This is a genomic window from Streptomyces sp. NBC_01351 (assembly GCF_036237315.1).
Classification (GTDB): domain Bacteria; phylum Actinomycetota; class Actinomycetes; order Streptomycetales; family Streptomycetaceae; genus Streptomyces.
In genome coordinates, this window is the sequence record NZ_CP108356.1 from 8,129,555 (window position 1) to 8,149,186 (window position 19,632).

Annotated in this window: 17 protein-coding genes and 6 pseudogenes; 12 read left to right on the top strand and 11 right to left on the bottom strand. The window is 69.1% G+C overall.

Annotated elements, in window-relative coordinates; translation table 11 throughout:
• Window positions 1-171 precede the first annotated feature (171 nt).
• Complete coding sequence (locus OG625_RS37365) at window positions 172-1,203, top strand: hypothetical protein (RefSeq protein WP_329389859.1); 1,032 nt, start codon at window positions 172-174, stop codon at window positions 1,201-1,203.
• A gap of 242 nt (window positions 1,204-1,445) precedes the next feature.
• On the opposite strand, the pseudogene OG625_RS37370 reads toward OG625_RS37365, so the two are convergent.
• The 3 genes and pseudogenes from OG625_RS37370 to OG625_RS37380 all read right to left on the bottom strand — a co-directional run.
• Window positions 1,446-1,838, bottom strand: a pseudogene (locus tag OG625_RS37370) (transposase family protein); the annotation flags it as partial.
• Window positions 1,839-1,922: 84 nt separating this feature from the next.
• Window positions 1,923-2,414: an SRPBCC family protein gene (locus OG625_RS37375; protein ID WP_329389861.1), complete on the bottom strand. Its 492-nt coding sequence runs from the start codon at window positions 2,412-2,414 to the stop codon at window positions 1,923-1,925.
• 141 nt (window positions 2,415-2,555) lie between these two features.
• Window positions 2,556-2,885 (bottom strand): annotated as a pseudogene (locus OG625_RS37380) (transposase family protein); the annotation flags it as partial.
• Here OG625_RS37380 and OG625_RS37385 point away from each other — a divergent pair.
• Window positions 2,819-3,380: pseudogene (locus tag OG625_RS37385) on the top strand (IS5 family transposase); the annotation flags it as partial. The pseudogenes OG625_RS37380 and OG625_RS37385 sit on opposite strands and share 67 nt — an antisense overlap.
• Here the strand turns inward: OG625_RS37385 and OG625_RS37390 are convergent.
• A complete protein-coding gene (locus OG625_RS37390; protein ID WP_329389863.1) occupies window positions 3,340-3,672 on the bottom strand; it encodes a hypothetical protein in 333 nt (110 codons plus the stop codon). The pseudogene OG625_RS37385 and the gene OG625_RS37390 sit on opposite strands and share 41 nt — an antisense overlap.
• Before the next feature lie 66 nt (window positions 3,673-3,738).
• Between OG625_RS37390 and OG625_RS37395 the strand changes: the two are divergent.
• Window positions 3,739-4,395 (top strand): annotated as a pseudogene (locus tag OG625_RS37395) (transposase family protein).
• A gap of 56 nt (window positions 4,396-4,451) precedes the next feature.
• On the opposite strand, the gene OG625_RS37400 reads toward OG625_RS37395, so the two are convergent.
• A complete protein-coding gene (locus tag OG625_RS37400; RefSeq protein WP_329389865.1) occupies window positions 4,452-5,243 on the bottom strand; it encodes a TIGR04222 domain-containing membrane protein in 792 nt (263 codons plus the stop codon).
• A 101-nt stretch (window positions 5,244-5,344) separates the two neighbouring features.
• Here OG625_RS37400 and OG625_RS37405 point away from each other — a divergent pair.
• Both OG625_RS37405 and OG625_RS37410 read left to right on the top strand, forming a co-directional pair.
• Window positions 5,345-5,511, top strand: a pseudogene (locus OG625_RS37405) (IS630 family transposase); the annotation flags it as partial.
• A 142-nt stretch (window positions 5,512-5,653) separates the two neighbouring features.
• Window positions 5,654-5,962 (top strand): DUF7677 family protein, encoded by a 309-nt coding sequence (locus tag OG625_RS37410; RefSeq protein WP_329389867.1) that lies wholly within the window; start codon window positions 5,654-5,656, stop codon window positions 5,960-5,962.
• A 234-nt stretch (window positions 5,963-6,196) separates the two neighbouring features.
• Here OG625_RS37410 and OG625_RS37415 read toward each other — a convergent pair whose 3' ends face one another.
• Window positions 6,197-7,426 carry a serine hydrolase domain-containing protein gene (locus OG625_RS37415; RefSeq protein ID WP_329389869.1) on the bottom strand — a complete coding sequence of 410 codons (1,230 nt, stop codon included), beginning with the start codon at window positions 7,424-7,426 and terminating at the stop codon, window positions 6,197-6,199.
• A gap of 192 nt (window positions 7,427-7,618) precedes the next feature.
• Between OG625_RS37415 and OG625_RS37420 the strand changes: the two genes are divergently transcribed.
• The 5 genes from OG625_RS37420 to OG625_RS37440 all read left to right on the top strand — a co-directional run bounded on the left by OG625_RS37420 (window position 7,619) and on the right by OG625_RS37440 (window position 12,700).
• Window positions 7,619-8,395: a MerR family transcriptional regulator gene (locus OG625_RS37420; protein ID WP_329389871.1), complete on the top strand. Its 777-nt coding sequence runs from the start codon at window positions 7,619-7,621 to the stop codon at window positions 8,393-8,395.
• 37 nt (window positions 8,396-8,432) lie between these two features.
• Window positions 8,433-9,110 (top strand): Lsr2 family DNA-binding protein, encoded by a 678-nt coding sequence (locus OG625_RS37425; RefSeq protein WP_329389873.1) that lies wholly within the window; start codon window positions 8,433-8,435, stop codon window positions 9,108-9,110.
• Window positions 9,111-9,151: 41 nt separating this feature from the next.
• Window positions 9,152-10,240, top strand: a complete 1,089-nt coding sequence (locus OG625_RS37430; protein ID WP_329389875.1) for a hypothetical protein — start codon at window positions 9,152-9,154, stop codon at window positions 10,238-10,240.
• Between the two features lie 693 nt (window positions 10,241-10,933).
• Window positions 10,934-11,668, top strand: coding sequence for a dienelactone hydrolase family protein (locus tag OG625_RS37435; protein ID WP_329389876.1), 735 nt, complete (start codon window positions 10,934-10,936; stop codon window positions 11,666-11,668).
• Window positions 11,669-12,295: 627 nt separating this feature from the next.
• A complete protein-coding gene (locus OG625_RS37440) occupies window positions 12,296-12,700 on the top strand; it encodes a hypothetical protein (RefSeq protein WP_329389878.1) in 405 nt (134 codons plus the stop codon).
• Here OG625_RS37440 and OG625_RS37445 read toward each other — a convergent pair.
• Together OG625_RS37445 and OG625_RS37450 are read right to left on the bottom strand one after the other, a co-directional pair.
• Entirely contained in the window at window positions 12,665-13,549 is an 885-nt protein-coding gene (locus OG625_RS37445; RefSeq protein WP_329389880.1) for an IS5 family transposase, read from the bottom strand. The genes OG625_RS37440 and OG625_RS37445 overlap by 36 nt on opposite strands.
• Before the next feature lie 38 nt (window positions 13,550-13,587).
• Window positions 13,588-14,175 carry a cysteine hydrolase family protein gene (locus tag OG625_RS37450; protein ID WP_329389882.1) on the bottom strand — a complete coding sequence of 196 codons (588 nt, stop codon included), beginning with the start codon at window positions 14,173-14,175 and terminating at the stop codon, window positions 13,588-13,590.
• Between the two features lie 74 nt (window positions 14,176-14,249).
• Between OG625_RS37450 and OG625_RS37455 the strand changes: the two genes are divergently transcribed.
• Window positions 14,250-15,242, top strand: a complete 993-nt coding sequence (locus tag OG625_RS37455) for a GlxA family transcriptional regulator (protein ID WP_329389884.1) — start codon at window positions 14,250-14,252, stop codon at window positions 15,240-15,242.
• Window positions 15,243-15,723: 481 nt separating this feature from the next.
• Here the strand turns inward: OG625_RS37455 and OG625_RS37460 are convergent, their stop codons facing one another.
• On the bottom strand, window positions 15,724-16,155 hold the full coding sequence (locus tag OG625_RS37460) for a C40 family peptidase (RefSeq protein WP_329389885.1): 432 nt from the start codon (window positions 16,153-16,155) through the stop codon (window positions 15,724-15,726).
• Window positions 16,156-16,563: 408 nt separating this feature from the next.
• Complete coding sequence (locus OG625_RS37465) at window positions 16,564-16,986, bottom strand: secondary thiamine-phosphate synthase enzyme YjbQ (protein WP_329389887.1); 423 nt, start codon at window positions 16,984-16,986, stop codon at window positions 16,564-16,566.
• Between the two features lie 330 nt (window positions 16,987-17,316).
• Here OG625_RS37465 and OG625_RS37470 point away from each other — a divergent pair.
• Window positions 17,317-17,667: pseudogene (locus tag OG625_RS37470) on the top strand (transposase); the annotation flags it as partial.
• Between the two features lie 134 nt (window positions 17,668-17,801).
• Here the strand turns inward: OG625_RS37470 and OG625_RS37475 are convergent.
• Window positions 17,802-19,190, bottom strand: a complete 1,389-nt coding sequence (locus OG625_RS37475) for a hypothetical protein (RefSeq protein WP_329389889.1) — start codon at window positions 19,188-19,190, stop codon at window positions 17,802-17,804.
• Window positions 19,191-19,632: the final 442 nt, after the last annotated feature.

Genomic DNA, 19,632 nt, shown 5'->3' on the forward strand with positions numbered 1-19,632 from the left:
GCCCGTGGCTGCCACCGGTGGGCTCCCGACGGCCGGTTCACCACCCGCCTATGAGCGGTGACGCAGCCGCCTGAGTTGCTCTGTGGAACGGGCTCCGACTACGCCGGTGCTGGGTTGCGGCGGCCGGGAGTGTGCGGTGACCGGGGCTTTCAGGCGTCTAAGGTCGCGTTCATGACGAGGACCACGCCCGCGCGCCCTCTCGATGTCGAGGCGCTCTTCCCGGAACTGGCCGCCTTTCGGGGAACGACAACTCGGCTCCATCCGCGGCCGGGCAGACCAGACCCTTCGGCCAGTTCCGTGGGCGGTCCTATGCTGTGGCCGGCGGACGAGCCGTGGCCGGTGTGCGGCGAGACCCACGGCCGTGGGCGTGGTCGGCGCCCGGCTGACATCCGTCGCTATCGGCAGGTTCTGGCTTCCGCGTGGGCCCGCGAGCATCCGCATGGCCCGACGGATGCGGAACGGGAGCTCCTGGGCGAGCTGCACCGGGAGCACCGGATCCCCGGGGCATCCGAGACAGACCCGCTGCCGATGATCGGCCTTGCGCAGCTGTACCGGCGGGATGTGCCCGACCTGCCGGCGGGGCCGGGCGATTGCGATCTGCTCCAAGTGTTCTGGTGTCCCTTCAACGCGCACGGCCCGGGCCGGTATGACCTGGAGCTGCACCTGCGCTGGCGGCGGTCTTGGGAGGTCGGCAAGGTGCTGACCGCGCCGCCACAGCCGCTGGTCGTCGGATCCGATGGCTTCGTTCCCGAGCCCTGTGTGCTGCACCCGGAGCAGGTGGTCACCTACCCGTTTGCCGGCCTGCTGCCCGAGGAACTGTGCGCCCGGATCGACGCCTGGGAGGAAGCCTTTGAAGAGGAAGCCGAGCAGTCGGCGGACGAAAGCACGACAGAGCCGCCCGGCTACCAGTACGACCTGTCCATCCCGCCCGGCTGGCGCGCGGGCGGCTTCGCCTCCTGGCACGCGACCGACCCGTATCCCATGGACTGCCTGACCTGCACGACGCCGATGCACCTGCTGCTGACGATCGACAGCTCGGAATGGGATGGAGGCAGCGGCAGCTGGAGACCGCTGGAGGACCACAACCAGGCCACTCACCGTTGCGCCAGTCCCACGGAGGTCACTGTGGGCCGCTGGGGCGAGCTCAACGTATTCGCCTGTCCCGGCGATCCTGAGCATCCGCACCGCTGGAGCATCCAGTAGGTTGTCGTGCCCCTGAGGAAGCGCGGCGAGCGTGCCCGACGACTCTGTATGAGGGTCAGAAGGGCAGCTCGTCCCCCTCGGTTGGCTCCGTTCCCTGCCACTGGGCCCACCGCCCTAGGCCCGCGACGGACCCGGGCTGGGGTGAGTCTGTTCGGTTCCGCCGGTGGCTCCCACGGTCGGCGGAGATCCCGTGCGCGTTCGCCCAGGCTGCGGATCTTGGCGTGGTCCCGGTTGTGACGCCGGCCGCGATGATGCTTGCCCCGGATCGGAACGCGGATCGCGGGACCGGCGCCTTGATACGCCTTGTCGGCCCAGCACTTGATGTCATCGGTGGCGAAGGCAGCGGGAATGCGGTGGATCCGGGCCGCGGTCAGGTCGTGCGTGGCTCCGGGAAACGCGTCCGAGGCCCAGATGAGGCGACCGGCTGGGTCGGCGAGGACCTGCACGTTCGTCCCGTGGTGCTTCTTCTTCCCGAGTAGAACGGGCGGTCGGCGGCGATACGGTCGATCGGCAGCACGGTGCCGCCGAGAATCGCGTACGCCTTCTTGCGCACGGTCGCCATGGCCTGCTCCAGCGGTCGCGAGAGCAGGCAGGAACTTTCTTCGTGCCCACCGCTGGGGCGCCTGTCCAACCACCCGTCAGTTGGAGGGGGTTCAGTGGTCGGCCCGCCGTCACGTTGGCTGCTCACCACTCTTCGGGAGACGAACGCTGATCGTAGATCAGTCCTGCGCTTCGCGAACGTCCTTTCCCTGCTCGGCGAAGGCCTTGAAGTCCTGCATGTGCTGTTGCGACTGCTTGCGGAAGGCGCCGGGCATCAGAAGCCCCACCAGCCGCATCAGCGAACCGCTGAACCGGTATTCGCTCTCGCTCTCCCAGAGCGTCGTCTCGGGGCCGGTTTCGGTCAGCCGGTCGCGCACGGCGCTCCACATGCCCTCGCCGACGATCTCGCGGTCGAAGTGAACGACGTGCCCTTTCGGGATCCCGCGCAGGTCTGCCGGTTCCCGGCGCGTGATGGTCTCGGTGCACTCCATCTTCTGCTTCCCCATCTGCATCACGACCCGCGATGTGGTACCGACCTGCCCGTGCACCCCACTCAGCGGCTCGTGCAGTACCAGACCCCGCAGCCACTTCGACATGTGTGCCGGGTCGGCGAGCAGCTGTACTACCCTCTCCCGCGGCAGGGCGATCTCGATGGAGACGGTGTACTTCATGGCGGAGTGCTCCGGGTTCCCGAGTGAAAAGGCATGAACTTGCAGCCTCGCCTCATGTTATTCAGTCACGGCATGTCAACGATTCCCCGTGGTCATGGCGGCTGTCGCCCTGTCGGCGGAGGGCGAGGGCGCGCTGTAGCCGGCGTGAGAGACGTCTACGGCCCGCTGGCCGGTGGAGAGCTGCTCCCAGTGGCCGCGGAAGGGCACCCGCACTGCGGAGCCGGCACCTTGGTACCCCTTGTCGACCCAGCACCGCACGCCCACCTCGGCCAGAGCATCGAGGATGCCGTGAGTGAGGGCCGCCCGGATGTCGGGGACCGCGCCCGGCAGTGCTGACGAGGCCCACAGCAGCCGGCCGTGGGGGTCGGCGATGACCTGCACGTTCATGCCGTGCCTCTTGTGGCGCTGGCGCGCGAAAAAGGGGGGCTGCCTCCGGGGATGAACCGGAAGCTTCGGCAGCAGTTGCGCGTCGCGAGGGGCTCGGCCGGTCCAGGGGCGGGCTGATCACCAAGGTCCACCCAGCGGTGGACGGCCGGGGCCTGCCGTTGTCGATCGTGTTGAGCGCCGGCACCACGGCGGACTGCACACTGCTTCCCGTCGTGCTCGACGCGATACGCGTCCCGCGCGTCGACGCTGGCCGACCACGCGCGAGGCCCTACCGGGTGGTCGCGGACACGGCGTACTCCTCCCGGAAGATCCGCCACGTCCTGCGCCGGCGGAGGATCAAGACGACCATCCGCGAGCGCCGCGACCAGATCGCCAACCGGCTACGTCGGGGCGCCGGCGGCGGGCGACCACCGGGCCTTTGACAAGGAGGCCTACCGAGGACGCAACGTGGTGGAGCGGTGCTTCTCCCGGTTGAAGCAGTTCCGGGCCGTGGCGACCCGGTTCGACAAGCTTGCCTTCCGCTACCGCGCCGGAGTTGTCATTGCGTCGCTGGTCCTGTGGCTTCGGGACAGCCCGTGAGAAGGTCGATCTCCGCGCCCGCTGCGGTCCATGCGGTCATCGTGCCCGAAAGCCCCGCACAAACGGAGACGTAGTCCGCCCTGTGCTCAACATCGCCACCCTCACCGGGCCGTGCCTTGAAGCTGACCGTCAGGTGCTCGCCCGCAGGCACCTCATACAGGCTGCCCATCGGCTCGAAGACCACCATCAGCGGCTCATCGGCGTCTGCCGCCACGACGACGCATTCCTCCACCAACGACGCATCCCGCGCCGCAGCCCTGCGCCGACGCCAACCCCGCACCCAACCGATCACAGGACCAATTATGAGACACGACCGAAAGGGGGTTACAGAAGCCTGCATTCTAGGCATTTTGCCTGTATGGGTGGGGTGTTGCGGGCTGAGCTGGTGTGGGTGGAGACGTGCACGGGCTTGCGGATGGACCGGTTCGCGAGGCTGGTGAAGGTGGTACGGGAGCGGGGTGGGAACGGGCCCGGTGGGGGCCGGCCGTGGTGCCTGCCGCTGGCGGACCGATTTCTGTTGGTGACGGTGTGCTAGCGCACGAACCTCACGATGCGGCAGCTCGCTCCGCTCTTCGGGATCTCCCCGGCCACCGTCTGCCGGGTCATCCAGCGCCTCCGGCCGTTGCTCGCGCTGGAGCCGGCGCCGCGGCCCGTCGTGGACATCGAACGCTTGTGGATGGTGGACGGCACACTCATTCCGGTCCGCGACCGGCAGGTCGGTGCCTCCTCCCGCCACTACCTGCCGGCCGCGGCGGCCGGGACGACGGTGATCGCGGACGGTGCCTACCTGGGCACCGAGCTGATCGTGCCGCACCGCAGAAGGGCCGGACGGCCTCTCCTGCGCGGTCAGGCAGAGGACAACGCCGAACACCGCCGGGTCCGTGGCCGCGTCGAGCATGCCTTCGCCCGCATGAGGAACTGGAAGATCCTCCGCGACTGCCGTCAGAAAGGCGACGGCCTCCACCACGCCGTCCAGGCCGTCGCCACCATGCACAACCTCGGCATGACATGCTGAAACAGCAGGTCAAACACCACCCCGGCCCGCCCGAAACAGGCCTTCTGCAACACCCTTTAGCCCCCGCAACTCGCGAACGCTTCGCCGGAGCCGCCGCCTCGGTTCATGGGTTCTCTCGAGGGTCGGGTCAGCAGGCCGCTCTCCTCGGTGAACCGGGGGAGCTGGGCGCGGAGCGCCGGGGCGCCGAACAGCGCAACGCTCAGCAGCAGAGCGTCCGGCCGGCGTTCGGTCGCCCGGCGGACTCCCGCGTGGTCGCGGCGCCGCTGGGCGAGGAGCGTCGCGCCGCGTAGGGTGCGCCAGGGCCATACCCACAAGGCCACCGCGCCGGCGTCGGCGAGAAGGCCGAGCACCGTCCACACTGCCGTCTGCCCGCCCGTGGCGGCCCGGAGCGGAGTGGTGACGAAGACCGGCAACAGCAGGATCCGTACGACCCACACCCGTCTGCGGGACACCACCAGCCGCGCCCGCTCCAGTTCCGTGGACACTCCCTGGACGGCACGTTGCACCCGCTCTCTGCCTTGTAGGCGGCGCGGGTGCAGGGGCCCGTACAGCGCGTGGTATTGGGCGCGGGCCACCTCGGAGCAGCCGCGTGGCAGTCGGGCCTCGCCGGGTTGGACGGTCTGCCGCCATCCGGCCTCGACCGAACCTGCCAGATACAGCTCGACCAGCCCGGTCTGCGCCGCACCCCGCCCGCCCCCGCGCAGCAGGCCCGTCTCGACGGGAGAGAGCCGCCGGCCGAGTGGGTCGGGCACCGGCTGCCTGCCGGGGCGAAGGCGCAAACCGGCAGCGATCAGCAACAGGAGCCACGCGGCTCCTGCCCACACAGAGTTGATCACGACCACGGACACCCCTCCCTCTTGCCACCAGACTGGCGCCAAACCAGTTGGTCCGCCAGCCGGTTGGGGGTCACTCCGGTCTGCGGAGCAGAACGGTCGGGATAGAGTGCAGCGAGGCCCACTTCGGACCGCTGCGGCAGTTCACCCTCGCCAACTCGAACCACCCCAACCACACCGCCCAGACCCGGGCCTGCACGCCTACCTCCGCTGGCGCAACCGAAACGCCCGCCACCCCGAGGTCCTCGCAGCACAACGACGCGAACGCGCCCGCATATGGTCAGGGTGCTTGCCGCGCGTCTGCTCCGGCCGCGGCTCGGCCCGCAGGGCCTGTAATCCTGTTGTTGCCCGCGCCCCCACCCAGCCGGCAGGACGGCCGGCCGGCCGGCCGAACACGTTTCACCGGTCTCGTGGAAGATGATCTCGTGACACACCTTCCGACAGATGTACGAGCCGCCCTCCGGTTCTTCGCGTTCTACCTGGGCAACGGCACTGTGGATGTCGATCTGCTGGAGGGGATCGACTATCGCGCCCACTTGCTCGAATTCGGCTCAGACCTCGAGATGGTCTTTGCGATCTTCGCCAATGTTCTCGAAGTCGATGATCACGGACAGACGCTCAACGACGGGGATGCCCAGTACCGCGCTGCCCAGTGGATCCGTGGACGCTGTGACCCCGGATACCAGGTGGAGCCTCCGTTTGAGGCATGGGAGACCGAGCTTCACGGCCCCTGACAAAGCCCAGACGTACAGCGGCGGAGCAGTCCATCCTCATGTAGCCGTAGTCATCACGAAGAGCGATCACAGCCCTGGAATCGACCAGGGCTGCTCGACGCCCCACTCGCTTCCATCCTGAATCGAGTGGGGAGCGGAAGAGAGCGCCTTGCCGGTGGCGACGGGGCCGCTACCTTGGCCGGCCAGTCCGTCTGCGCATGTGAACCGGCCGCACCGAGCTCTGCGAGCGCGGTGTCAGTCGTCGATGGCCTGGTAGAGCGTGGTCCAGAAATCGTGGATGAGGCGGGCGGAGTCCGGGGTGGACATCCCGACCTGGGTGAGCAGGATTCCGGTGAGCTGGTTGGCCGGGTCGGCGTAGGCGGTGGTGCCGGTACCGCCGTCCCAGCCGAACTGGCCGATGGGCGTGTGGTCGCCACGATGGGTGCGCACCGCCATCCCGAAGCCCCAGCCGCCCTGCTGTGCTTGGCCGACCGTGAGGTGGGCGATGTTCCTGTACATGGTGTCCCGGGCAGTTTGCTGCTCGGGCGTGAGGCGGTTGGTGGTCATCAGCTCGACGGCGGGCCGGGACAGGATCCGTTCGCTGCCGTGCATGCCGTGGTTCAGCAGCATCTGGAAGTAGGAGTGGTAGTCGTCGACGGTGGAGACCAGTCCGCCGCCGGCGCCCTGGAATGCCGGGGGCCGGCTGGTCCTTCCGCCTTCCGCCTCGTCCCACACGAGGAACTCTCCGGTCTGCGGGTCGGGCCCGTACAGGGGCGGCAGTCGGTCGATCTTTTCGGCGGGCACGTGGAAGGCGGTGTCCTTCATCCCCAGCGGATCGAGGATGCGTTCGCGCAGGAAAATCTCCAACGGCTGCCCCGTGACCCTGGCTACGAGCACGCCGAGCACTTCGCTGCTGAGGTCGTACTGCCACCGCTCGCCGGGCTGGTACGACAGCGGCAGCTCGCCGAGGCGGCGCATCCACTCGTCCGGGTCGGGCGCCGGCCCGGATGCCACGCTGTAGTCGAGACGCTCGAAGGTCGCGGCCCTAATCGGGGAGTCCATCAGAGCGAAATCCATTCCGAGCCCGAACGTGGAGGTCAGCAGGTCTCGTACGGTGATCGGCCGCCGGGCCGGCATGGTCTCCTCCAGCGGGCCGTCGGGTCGCTTCAGCACCCTGCGGTCGGCGAGTTCGGGCAGCCACGGGTCCACCGGCTCGTCAAGGCGCAACCTGCACTCGTCGAGAAGGACCATCGCCGCTGCCGTCGTGACCGGTTTGGACGTGGACGCCATCCGGAAGACCGTGTCCCGGCGCATCGGCGCGCCACCCTCATGACGCATCGTCCCGATCGCTTCGACGTGCGTCCGGCCGCCGCGGCTTACCAGAGCGACCAGCCCGGGAATCTTCTTGGACTCGACGTGCCCTGCCAGCACCCCGCGCAGCCTGTGCAGCCCTGCTTCGGAGAAGCCGCTGTTGATTTCACCCATGATGAATCTCCTTGTCTACCGGCCCCCTTCGAGGCGGCCATGCGATGAGCGTGCACCCTGACCCAAGGTCAAGGTCAACCTCCATCACGGCCGTTCCGGTCTCGACGCAGATGCGGGCTACCCTCGCCCCTGTGATCACCCGCAACCCGTGCCTCAATCTGAGCGACCACGATCCGGAGGTGTGCTGAGTCGATGACAAACGGGCTCACGATCGGTCAGGCAGCGGCGTTCGTCGGCGTCACGATCAAGACCGTGCGGCACTATCACCGGCTCGGCCTGGTGGCCGAGCCGGAACGTGACGGTTCTGGCTACCGGCGTTACCTGTCGGCCGACCTCCTCCGGCTGGTCCAGGTCCGAACCATTGCCGCGGCCGGCGTCCCGCTGGCCGAGATCGGTGACCTGCTCGACGCCGATCCCGAGCGGTTCGCCGCCGCCCTGGACGACGTCCATCGTCGGCTCACCGAACAGATCGAGGATCTGATCGCGCGACGCGACACTCTGCACCGGCTCGCCCATGGCGACCGGGCCCTGCTGCCCGACCGGGCCTGCGCGGTCTTGGACCGGCTCGCCGGTCTCGGCTTCAGCCCCGAGTACGTGGCCACTCAACGGGAGGCCCTGGTGCTGGCCCGGGCGCTGGTCCCGGAGGTCTTCGCCACCTTCCTGAACAGGCTTGAACACGGGCTCGACGATCCCGAGTTCGTCGAGCTGACCAAGCACGGCTTGAGTGCGGCGTCCTGGGATCCCGACGACCCGCGGATCGAGGAACTGGCCTCCGCGCTGGCCGACAAGCTGCTGGCCGACCGCGCCCTGCTAGCGATGCCGACCGGATCTCAGAACCGATCCGAGGCCTCCGCCCGGTACGGACTGGTCAACCACCACCGGGAAGCCCAGGCACCCTCCATCGCCCGGTTGAACACGCTGGTCGAGGCGAACCTGCGCGCCGCCGGCATCGACATCCCACATCAGTGACGGCCGCCCAGTAGATCCGCCGCGCCCAAGGAATCGAATGACCGACCTCACCGCTCTGACCCGCCTCTGCCCGCCGCCTGCCGCACCGCAGCTCCCGATCGACTGGAACGCCGTGGAAGCCGAGCTCGGTATGCGCCTGCCAGAGGACTACAAACAGCTCGCCGCCACATACGGGCCAGGGCTCTACAGCGACTACATCAACATCTACCACCCGCGGGCAAACACTCCCTGGGTCAACCTCACCGGACCCATGCCCTCACGCATCCGCGGGCATCTCCAGCGCGACTGCGAGCAGGGCACTCACCCCGTTCCATACGATCCTCAGCACTTGTTCGCCATCGGTGTCACCTCCAACGGCGAATACCTGTTCTGGATCACTGACCCCCAAGACGCCCCCGACAACTGGCGCATCGCCGTCAACGAAGCCCGCGGCCCCCGCTGGCACACCTACAAGGGCAGCCTCACCGCTTTCCTCACATCGGTCCTGAGCGGAGAAACGTCCGTCCCGCAGTTCCCCAAGGACCTCCTCGACCCTCCCATCACCTTCGCCCCCTCCACGGCGCCCGCCATCGACTACCCACAGCCTCCGGCCAGACCCGCAGTCAGCACCGACAGCATCCGAGAATGGGCACGCGCGAACGGCTATCAACTACGCCCCCACGGCCGTATCTCCGCTGATGTCCGGGACGCCTGGGAGCGCGCCAACCCGGTCTGATCGGGTCGTCATACGGGCGACCAGCCGGAACTGAGGATCACATGACCCGTACCACACCGCCCCGCCCGGTCGACGCCGAGGCCCTGTTCCCCGCACTCGCCGACCACCGCCGTACCAGCACCCGCCTCCACCCGCGCCACGGCGACCCGAAAGCCGACGAGAGCTCGGTGGCCGGCCCGTTCCTGTGGCCCACCGGCGAGCCGTGGCCCGTGTGCACCGCGGATCACCCGAAAGGCATCGGGCATCGGCTGTCGGACGTGCGCCTCCAGCGCCGGATCCTCGACGAAGCGTGGCACCGCGATCCCGACTCAGGTCCCACCGAAGCGGAACGCGAGATCTTGGACACCCTCCAGCCAGGACCGCACGCCCCACAGATCGGCGACGCGGACCCCATTCCGCTGCTCGCCGCGGCGCAGCTGTTCACCCGCGACATCCCCGACCTCACCGGGCCGGACGGCTGTGACCTGCTCCAGGTCCTGTGGTGTCCCTTCGAAGCGCACGGTCCGGGCCGGACGATCGACGTCGTGCTGAAGTGGCGGCGCTCCCAGGACGTCGGTGAGGCCCTCACCGTGATCCCGGAACCCGTCGTGGTGGGCAGGGCCGAATGCGTGCCGAACACATGCGTGTTGCACCCCGAACAGGTCGTGGAGCACCAGTACGAGGGTCTGCTGGACGAGGACCTCCAGGAAGCCATTGAAGAGTGGGAGGTGGGCAACGACGAGGAAGACGATGACGCCTTCGACTCCTCCACCCCGTCCAGCTTCGACACGTACGAGGAGTACGAGGCGGCCATGGCCGCCGCGCACGCGGATGAGGAATACGAGGTCACCTACCGGGGTGACCTGTCCATCGCGCCCGGCTGGAAGGTCGGCGGCTTCGCCTCATGGCACCTCACCGATCCGGCGCACATCGCTTGCGAGGTCTGCGGAACACCCATGCCTCCCCTGATCACCGTGGCCGTCAGTGAATGGGACGGAGCCTCGGAGAGCTGGATCCCGCTGGAAGACCGGGACTCCGTACCGGACAGCCGGATCAGCGACCCGACCGGCGTCTACCTCGGCCGCGGCCTCATGCGCGTCCACACCTGCCCCGCCACCCCTGCACATCCGCACCAGCTCAGTTTCCAGTAGACGGGCGGTCCGACTGTTTCGACTACTGGAAGACGAAGACGAAGACGAAGACGAAGGCGGACGCCGGCAAGCCGCCGGTCCGGAGCGCTCGGGCGGCGCCGGTGCCGGCCCCGCGAACGCTCCGGCCGCAGGAGAAGCTGCCGCTGTACGAGCAGCTGGGCCGCAGACTGTGGCTCAGCAAGCCCTGGCCGGTCTGCGACGCCGTCAGGGGTATGAAGTGCCCGAACGACGATGCGGCGAGACACAGAGGCCATGGCAGATTCCCCATGACGAGCGGCTGCGGCTCATCATCAGCGAACGGAACTCCCGAGCCCAGGAGAAGAAGCGCACCGAGCGGCCGGAGGGGCGTTCGCGGCGATCTCAGGCAAGTTCGCCGTCCCTGCGTGTCACGGACATTGCCTGTCCCACCTGCACCAGCCCCGTCAGGATCTGAGGTGTTGGCCACGTCATGCTCGTGAACCGCGCACTGTGGACTGGGGTGCCGGCGTCGACTTTTGCCCGGTGGGCTATGCTCTGCGGCCATGAATACCGGGACGGCATTGCGCCACACACGGATTGGTGACCCGGCGCTCTTCTGAGCGCCGTACGGGCCGGTGCGGGACCGCTGTTGGATCGAAGGTCTTGCGCTGCTGCGAGGGCTCCGCCTCCGTCATGTTGATCAGGCTCGACACATCAACCACGACAGGAGAATTCATGCCCACCAAGACGCTGCAGATTCCCACCGCGGACGGCCATGCCGACGCCTTCGCCGCCTTCCCCGACCGTGGCGAGCGGCGCCCAGGGGTGCTGATGTACGCGGACGGCTTCGGCATCCGCCCCGTGCTGCGGGAGATGGCCCGCGAACTCGCTGGGCACGGGTACTACGTGCTCGTCCCCAACCTCTTCTACCGGCACGGCCCGGCACCGGTGATCGACCTTCCCGAGCACATCGGAGAAGAGGTCCGGCCCGCGCTCATGGCCCAGGTGATGCCCTTGATCGAGGCGCAGACCCCCGAACGTGTCCTGAGCGACGCCGACGCCTACCTCAGGTTCCTCACCGCCCAGCCCGAGGTCGGGGCCGGACCGGTCGCGGTGACCGGCTACTGCATAGGCGGCCTCCTGGCGATGCGCACCGCCGCGGCCCACCCCCGCCAGGTGGCTGCCGTCGCCGCATTTCACGGACCCGTGGGCGCGGACGGGCCGGACACCCTCGCCAAGATCACCGCCCAGGTCCACTTCGGCCACGCCGAAGGCGACCTGACGCCCGAGGCCCTCGGCGCGCTCAACCGGGCCCTGGACGCCGCCGGTGTCGGCTACACCTCCGAGATCTACCCCGGCACCGTCCATGGCTTCACCATGTCCGACACCGATGCTTTCAACCCCGCCGGACTGCAGCGCCACTGGGACCGCCTGCTCCCCCTCCTCGACCGCACCCTGGCCAACAGCTGAGGCTCCGGCTCGGAAAGCAAACCTGAAGTACCCGGCTACGACCGGCAGACGGCGCGGCGGGCCACACCGATCTCTGCATGGCCGCGGCCCGCCTGGCCACCGCACGCTGGATGGCCGACGAGCAGGCTGACTTCGTCCGGGAACCTCCGGCCGGGGCGTCGGAATTGCTCGCCATCTCTACCGGGGCGAGCGGGACATCCCGGCCGTGACGGCTGTCTCGGTCATTCCAGTCCACGCAGGTCAGCAGCATCTGCGGCGACCAACTTCGCTGATACAGAGACACCCACGGTGCCGGGTCGGTCCGGAGTGGGCAGGCTGACCAGGCCGCGAGGGAGACAGATCCCGGAGTGACGCTGAGACCGCCGATGGAGCCGATGCCGGCGCTGCGGAGTCGGTGCCGGGCCCCTGGAGTGCTGGGCTCGCCGGCCTTCGAGCAGAAATTCGACGGACACAGGGTCCCGCTGTTCACTCCGGCCGAGCAGGGCGGCTGGGTACTCCTCCAGACCCGGCGCGGGTCGCTGATCCAGGGCCGGTTCCCCGATCTGGTGGCCCGCCTCAGAACTCCTAACGGAATGACTCTTTGGGGTCGACGCCTCGTCCCGGGGTGCTGTCGGGCAGCATGGGGCGATGCACTTCGATCAGCCGCTGCCTCGCGAGGTGAAAGCCATCGATTCGGCCTCGCTGTTCAGGCTGGAGGAGCGGGCGTGTGACCTCAGCCTGAACCAGCGGTTGGACCCAGCGTGGGTGCGAGCGAATGCGGCGCCTGACGGAGCCCACTACCTGTGGCCGGCCCTGTGGAACAGCCTGTCCCACCGCCCGGACGTCCCGCGTCAGCTGCGGTGCGAGCTGTTGATCACTCTGCGTGCGGGAGACCGCGTGATGAGCCTGCTGGACGTGCTTCCCGATGACTTCGCCGCGCTGCCTAGGGTGACCTCACGCGAAGAAGGCATGCAGGTCAGCCAGCTCCTTGACCATGCTCCCTCGGTCAGGGAATGGCTACTGCGGGAGGACAAGGGCTCGGGTCAGCTGTGACAGGCGTCGCCGGCAGATGAGTGCGCATCCCAGGGTGAGGAAGGCTTCGTGGATGTCGTCGCGGATCTCCCAGCGGATCCGCAGGCGGCGGAACCAGTGCAGGTGGGCGAAGGCGCGCTCGACAACCCAGCGTTGGGTGCCGAGTCCGGAGCCGTGTTCGGTGTCGCGTCGCGCGATCAGTGGCTTCACGCCGAGTGCGCGGACGAGGCGGCGGTACTTGTCGTGGTCGTAGCCGCAGTCACCGAGCACGGTGTCGGGGCGGCGCCGGGGTCGGCCGCGCTTGCCGCGCACGGGCGGCACTGCCTGGAGCAGTGGGATGAGCTGGGTGACGTCGTTGCGGTTGCCGCCGGTCAGGGTGACGGCGAGCGGGATGCCGGTGGCATCGGTGATCAAGTGGTGCTTGCTGCGGGTCCTGCCCCGGCCAACAGGGCTTCGTCCCGTCTTGGGGCCCCTTTTGGCGCCCTGATGTGGGAGCCGTCGACCGCCGCCCGGGAGAAGTCCAGGGCGTCCGCGCTGCGGAGCTTGACCAAGAGCGCTTCGTGGAGCCGGGGCCACACGCCGGGCCTCGGTCCACTCGGCCAGGCGCCGCCAGCACCCGACGTGAAGTCGTGCAGACCCTCGCCCTCGACGCCGCCGAACGTGGCTGGGACCGCGAAGTCGAGCGACACCGCTGCACCAGCGACCGCATCGACAAGATCCTGGCGGACCTGGGACAAACCCGACCGTTCCGAAGGGAGAGCCGAAAACTCCAGTGCATAAACTCTCCCCGGTGGGACTACCGGACCGGTCCTCGTTCATCGACGAGCACCGTGGGCGGCGACAAGAACACATCCGCTCGCACCGGGCCATAGGCAGCTAGGGTCGAATGCGACCCCCGACATGGGGTGTCAGGGGCGGACGGCGGCCACCAGCTCGCCGGTCGTCACCACCCGAGCGAAGCCCCCACCGTGCAGCGAGACGGCACTCGCTCGGGCCAGTTCGTCGGCCGTCAGATGCCAGCCATTCGGGCCCGTCAGGTCGAAGGTATGGGTGGCGTCGAGGGCGACCAGCACGTCGTAACCGAGGTTGCCGCCCATGCGGGCGGTGGTCTCCACGCACATGTTGGTCTGGATACCGGCCAGTACGACCTGGGTGACGCCCGACGCCTTGAACCAGCCGTCAAGGTCGGGGGTGCCGTAGAACGCCGAGTTCACCGACTTGGTGACGAACAGCTCCGTCCCGCCGCCCTTGCCGCGCCGCTCCTCGACGTAGTCCTTGAAATCGTTTCCCTCATACCCGGTCCGCAGCGGCGAGCCGGGCTCGTTCGAGTCATGCCGTACGAATACGACCGGCCGGTCCGTGTTCTGCCAGGCCGCGATCAGCGAGGCGATGTTCTCGTCGGCGGCCGGGTTGTTGCGCGGGCCCCAGAACTCCGACTCGTCGAAGCCCTTCTGCACGTCCACCACTACCAGCGCCGCGTTCTGCGTGATCTTCATGTCCACGATCCTGCCGCCCAGGTGCGGTCTCTCACAGCAGGCAAAAAGACAGCGATCGATGGTTTACTGCCAGGATGACCCGACCCGCACCGGCCCACCGCATTGCCCTGCTCGCCTTCCCCGGCATCCGGGCCTTCGATGTGTCGGTGATCACTGAGGTATGGGGCACGGACCGCACCGACCACGGGGTCCCCGCGTTCGAGCTGCGCCGGGTGGCCGAGGGCCCCGAACCGGTACCGATGCGCGGCGGGCTCGCGCTCACACCTGACCGCACCCTCGCCTGGCTACCCCGCGCCGAACTGATCCTTGTACCGGGCTTGGACAACCACGTCACCCCAGCGCCCGAGCCCGTCCTCGCTGCGCTGCGCCGCGCCCACGCCCGGGGCACCACCATCGCCGCGCTGTGCGGCGGCGCGTTCACACCCGCCCAGGCGGGGCTGCTGGACGGCCGCCGGGCGCTGACCCACTGGGCGCTGAGCGACCTGCTGGAGGCCCGACACCCACAGGTGCGGGTCGAGCGGGACGCCCTGTTCGTCGAGGACGGCAACCTGTGGACAGCTGCGGGCACCGCCGCCGGCATCGACCTGTGCCTGCATCTGATGCGCGCCGCGCACGGCGCGGAGGCAGCTGCAACAGTCGCCCGCTCCATGGTCACAGCACCCTTCCGTACCGGCACCCAGGCCCAATTCATCGAACATCCGACCCCGCACGCCGACCGCGACGCGGACGCGCTGGCCGAGGTGCGTGCCTTCGCCCTTGCGCATCTCGACGAGCCACTCACCGTGGCCGCGCTCGCCGCCCGCGCCAGGATGTCGCCGCGTTCCTTCGCCCGGCACTTCGCGGCGGCCACCGGAACCACCCCGCTGCGCTGGCTTGTGGACCACCGCATCGCGATGGCCCAGAAACTCCTGGAGCGCACCGACCTGCCCATGCCCGAGGTCGCCCGCAGGTCCGGTTTCGGCAGCGAAGTCACCATGCGCCAGCACTTCACATCCCGCCTGGCGACCAGCCCCCGCGCCTACCGCACCTCGTTCGCCGAACAACCCCTCTCTGGACAGGGGCGTTGATCGCGGGCCAATCACGACGCCCGCTCGGGCCAACTCAAGGACACCGCCGACGACTTCCGGGCGCACGGACCCCCGTTTCCAGGGGGACGACTTCGCCCGCAGCCTGGCCTCCATCGACGCCGTCGATCCGCACGGCGTGGTTGCCGGAGAACCGCTACGCCCCCGAGCTCATGAGGTCGCTGAACGGTGACCCCGGACGTCCCGAGGCAGCTCTGCTCCAGAAGCAAAGGACAGCAAAGGACTCATTCGACCGGCACGCGCGCCAACTATTCCCTGGAGGTCGCGGAGAACTCAAAGGTTGGTCCGGAGCATGGTCGACCGGGTGGCGGCACGTCGGTCCAGCACACCTGAGTTCAGGGCATGCACATACACCGCCGCCGTGTTTCGCGAACATGGTCCATGCTCCAGGTGGTCACACGTGCGCCGGTTTCATCGCAGGGCCCGGGGTCGGGCGGGGCGGGGTGGCGGTTTCGGCGGGCGCTCAATTGGCCCGGGTATAGCGGACTGAGCCGGTCCAGATACGTTCTAGCCGCACGCGGGTGCCCGGTTTGGGGGCGTGCCAGATCTTGTCATGTCCCGCATAGATGCCGACGTGGCCCATAGTGCTTCCTTTGGGGAAGAAGACCAGGTCACCGGGTGTGCGCTGGGTGGACGAGATGCGGAGCGTGCTCTCGTACTGCGCATCCGCGGTACGGGGAAGGGTCCGGCCGGCCTTCCGGAAGGCGTAGAGGGTGAGGCCCGAACAGTCGAATTCCCTGGGCCCGGTGGCCCCGTAGACGTAAGGAGCGCCCTTCTTGGAGGCCGCGATGGCGACGGCTTTTATGCCGTACGAGGAAGCGGCCTGACTGGGGCTCGCAAGCGCGAACAAGGCGGTCACGGAAACCGCGAGGACCAAGGCGGTGGAACGCCCCACATTGCAGCTCGTTTTTGTTTTCGGCAATCGTGATACCTCCGCATTCAGATTCAGGAACAGTCCCTTGATGGTGACTGTTCTCGGTGACTGCGTAATGGCTCCCGACGACCGCCCATTTTTGCCCTAAATGGTCGCGCTTGCGGCTGTAGGACACGGTGTGAAAGGTTTTGGTTGAGTAAAGCAACCCAAGACGATACGCCTAGATGTTTGTCGGACGATTCCCGCGTCCGTCGCCTTGGGTGTGGCTGCGAGCCGCAGCGGGAAGCCGGGTCCGCTGCCCAGCGGCGCGGTGGGGGAGGGGGCGCGAGCCCCGGCCGCAGGCAGGGCTCGTCAGTTCCAGGCCCTGCTCGGTGACCCACGGACGCGGGCCCGGGCTTCGGCCGCCACCTTCCCGGGAGCGGCCTCGAATCAGCCGAGGAAGGACAGCCGTACGGTGCGCTGGGGGTTGTCCCGGTTGGTGTCCACGAGGACGACCGACTGCCACGTACCCAAGGCAAGTTCGCCGCCGACGACGGGCAAAGTGGCGTGTGGCGGTACGAGCGCGGGGAGCACGTGGTCGCGGCCGTGGCCGGGGGAGCCGTGCCGGTGTCGCCAGCGGTCGTCGGCAGGCAGCAGCTTACGCAGGGTGTCCAGCAGGTCGTCGTCGCTGCCCGCGCCCGTCTCGAGGACGGCGAGCCCGGCCGTCGCGTGCGGGGTGAACACGTTGAGGAGCCCGTCGCGCCCTCGGGCGACGTCGCGGAGAAATCGGGCGCAGGTGGCGGTCAGATCGTGGACGGTCTCAGTGGAGCCGGTGGTGACGTCGATGGTCCGGGTGGTGAAAGCGTCTGTCATCCCGCCATCCTCGCGGGGCGCCCGCGACCGGCCGTCAGGCTCGCGGCGGCCGCCGACGGACGGAGCCGGCAGGCGGACGCCCGGGAGGCCGTGGCAGGCCCGCGCGGCATCGAGAGAGCCACCGGCCGGACGGTGAGGGGCGCCGGACTGCTCGGGCTCGGCGTGTACGCGAGCGGGCCATTGACGGCACCTGGGCCGAGTGTTCAGCGCCATGCTTGCGCGAGCCGACACCGAAGGTGATCTGGACTGGGGCGTGGCAGTCGACTCCACGATCGTCCGCGCATATCAGCACTCCGCCGGAGCTCGCGAAAGGGGGCGCTGGGGAACGAGCTTGACGATCACGCCCTCGGGCGGTCACGAGGCGGGCTGACCACAAAGGTTCACCTGGCGGCCGACGGCAACTGCCGCCCGCTGGTCTTCGTGCTCGCTTCAGGCCAGGCGGGGGACGCATCCGCGTTCGGGACGGTGATGGCCGCGATTCGTGTCCCCCGTCCGCTCGGCAGACCTCGGGGGGTGCGACCAGCCATCGTCCTCGCAGACAAGGCCTACTCGTCGCGCGCTATCCGTGATTACCTACGCAGACGGGGAATCAAGGCCGTCATCCCACAGCCTGCCGACCAGATTGCACACCGCAAGTGCCGAGGTCGTGGCGGCGGGAGGCCGCCCGTCTTCGACATCGACCGCGGAGCCTTTCAGACCGAGTAGCGCCAGCCGACAGGTATGCGGACGGGCCCGGTTCCCAGACCCCGCAGAGCGGGGGGAGCCCGCTGTCGGCGCCCGGCCACTGACGGCGGGCTGTTGACGGCTGCCGGGGCTCAGTCGCCCCCGCAGCCGCCGCAGCTCGACCCGCAGCCGCCCCTGTTGTGCCGGTTGCCGGAGCCGCTCCCGTGCCCCCGGGTCGACGGGCCGCGCGGTGGGTTCCTGCGGCGCTTCTCCGCCTCGCGCTGCGCCTCCCGGTGGCGCTCCGCCCTCTCCCGGCCTTCGCGGAGCCGCTCATGCTGCCGGGCAGGGCCGTCCGCCGGTTCCCACGGGCCCAGCCCGTGGCGGCGGTCCGGGCGGAGCGGGGCAGTGGTCACGGTCGCGTACATCCGCCCCATCTCCTGGTGGCGGTGGTATTCGGCACAGGCGTATTCGAGGACGACTTCGTCGCCCTCCGCGAGGGTGCCGTACAGGACCGCTTCGAAGGGCTCGTGCTTCGGGTCGATGTCGTGGTGCCCGTTCCCCACCCCGTACGCCGAGCCGCTGCCCAGGAGCCGCGTCCTGGCGCGGGTGTCGCTCTTGCGGGGAACGTACGCGATCAGGGGCGCTGCCGAGCGGGTGCGGGCGTCCGCGCATACCCAGTGGCGTCCGTCCGCCCCGGCCCGCACGCCCACGATCAGGGCCGGCTGTGGCTCCCCGTGCAAGCGCCAGGCCGCCCGGTGGGCGAGCTGGCCCCGGCCGTAGAAGGTCGTACCGGCCACAAGGAGCACCAGGCCGATGCCCTGCTGCCCGACGGCGTCGTAGGCGACGCCGGACGCGCTCGGTTCCCCGAACAGGCCGTCGGTGAGGATGGCTGCGGCGACCAGGCAGAGCGCCAGCCCGAGGTAGACCTGCTGGTGGCCGCGGCGGCCGTCCGATTCCGGGGTGCCGTCGGGCAGCGGGAAGCGGCGCTCTCCCGCAGCGGCGAGGGCCATGGCCCGCTGTCGGCGTCGGGCCCGCAGCCGCAGGCAGCCTCCTGTGAACGCGACGGCGCAGGCGGCGAGGACGACCAACCACCCGGCCCTCGCCGGATGGTCCACGTCTCCGGGCCGGGCCAGAGTCAGGACCGCTTCCACAGCGACGAACACAGCCGCCGGTATGGCCGCGACCGGAACGTACCGATACCAGAGCGGCAGGGCTGTCAGCAGGATCAGACCCGGATACCGCAGCCAGTCCGTCCCGTCCCCGGGCCCGCTGTGCCAGGCCGCGGACCCGGACGAGAGCCCGAACAGCAGGACGTACGCCGTCGCCACCAGGACGGCCAGGCCCCAGCCGCCCACGGCCGGGGCGAGAAAGCTCGGGACCGCCGCCTTCCGCCACCGTTCGGCGTCGGCCACGGCCCAGGTGGCGACACCGCCTCCGGACACCGACCGGGAGGCGACACCGTCCCCGGTCACGGACCAGGTGGCCACACCGTCTTCGGGCAGAGTCCCGGTCGGCAGATGCTTGATGTGATACGCCGTCACCGAACCACCGCCGCGCGCCCCCGTATGCCCATCCCGCACACCCCCCCTACGCTCGCTCCCTCGTGCATTCCCGGCCAGTCTGCCCGCGACAGTCCTCCGCCCCACCGCGGAGAGCGCTTTCCAGCCAAGCGTTCCGGTCCGGTAACAACGGGCTCACCGCCTGCCACCACCCCTTGGCCTCGCCGTTTCGGTTGGGGCGGTGAGGCGTCGTTGAGGGGTAACTGCCGGGTGGGCGACGCGATTTCGGTGTTCGGGCGCAGCGGTCGGGGCCCCCTCGTTGACTCAGTCGGTGGGCGAGGTGAAGTCTGACGAGTAGGTTGAGCCGTCGCGATCCTGGAATTCCCCCATCTCGTCCGCAGTTTCGGCCGGTCTGCTGTTCGCCCCATTGGTTTGTCGGCACCGGGTGGGCGTTTTGCTGTGCTGTGCCGCAGGAACCAGGGCG

Bases quoted from the DNA above. Each gene is read 5' to 3' on its own strand.
- OG625_RS37435 (WP_329389876.1), top strand. From the start codon at position 10,934: ATGCCCACCAAGACGCTGCAGATTCCCACCGCGGACGGCCATGCCGAC.
- OG625_RS37375 (WP_329389861.1), bottom strand. From the start codon at position 2,414: ATGAAGTACACCGTCTCCATCGAGATCGCCCTGCCGCGGGAGAGGGTA.
- OG625_RS37455 (WP_329389884.1), top strand. From the start codon at position 14,250: ATGACCCGACCCGCACCGGCCCACCGCATTGCCCTGCTCGCCTTCCCC.
- OG625_RS37420 (WP_329389871.1), top strand. From the start codon at position 7,619: ATGACAAACGGGCTCACGATCGGTCAGGCAGCGGCGTTCGTCGGCGTC.
- OG625_RS37440 (WP_329389878.1), top strand. From the start codon at position 12,296: ATGCACTTCGATCAGCCGCTGCCTCGCGAGGTGAAAGCCATCGATTCG.
- OG625_RS37415 (WP_329389869.1), bottom strand. From the start codon at position 7,426: ATGGGTGAAATCAACAGCGGCTTCTCCGAAGCAGGGCTGCACAGGCTG.
- OG625_RS37365 (WP_329389859.1), top strand. From the start codon at position 172: ATGACGAGGACCACGCCCGCGCGCCCTCTCGATGTCGAGGCGCTCTTC.
- OG625_RS37465 (WP_329389887.1), bottom strand. From the start codon at position 16,986: ATGACAGACGCTTTCACCACCCGGACCATCGACGTCACCACCGGCTCC.
- OG625_RS37425 (WP_329389873.1), top strand. From the start codon at position 8,433: ATGACCGACCTCACCGCTCTGACCCGCCTCTGCCCGCCGCCTGCCGCA.
- OG625_RS37445 (WP_329389880.1), bottom strand. From the start codon at position 13,549: ATGGCCCGGTGCGAGCGGATGTGTTCTTGTCGCCGCCCACGGTGCTCG.
- OG625_RS37450 (WP_329389882.1), bottom strand. From the start codon at position 14,175: ATGAAGATCACGCAGAACGCGGCGCTGGTAGTGGTGGACGTGCAGAAG.
- OG625_RS37430 (WP_329389875.1), top strand. From the start codon at position 9,152: ATGACCCGTACCACACCGCCCCGCCCGGTCGACGCCGAGGCCCTGTTC.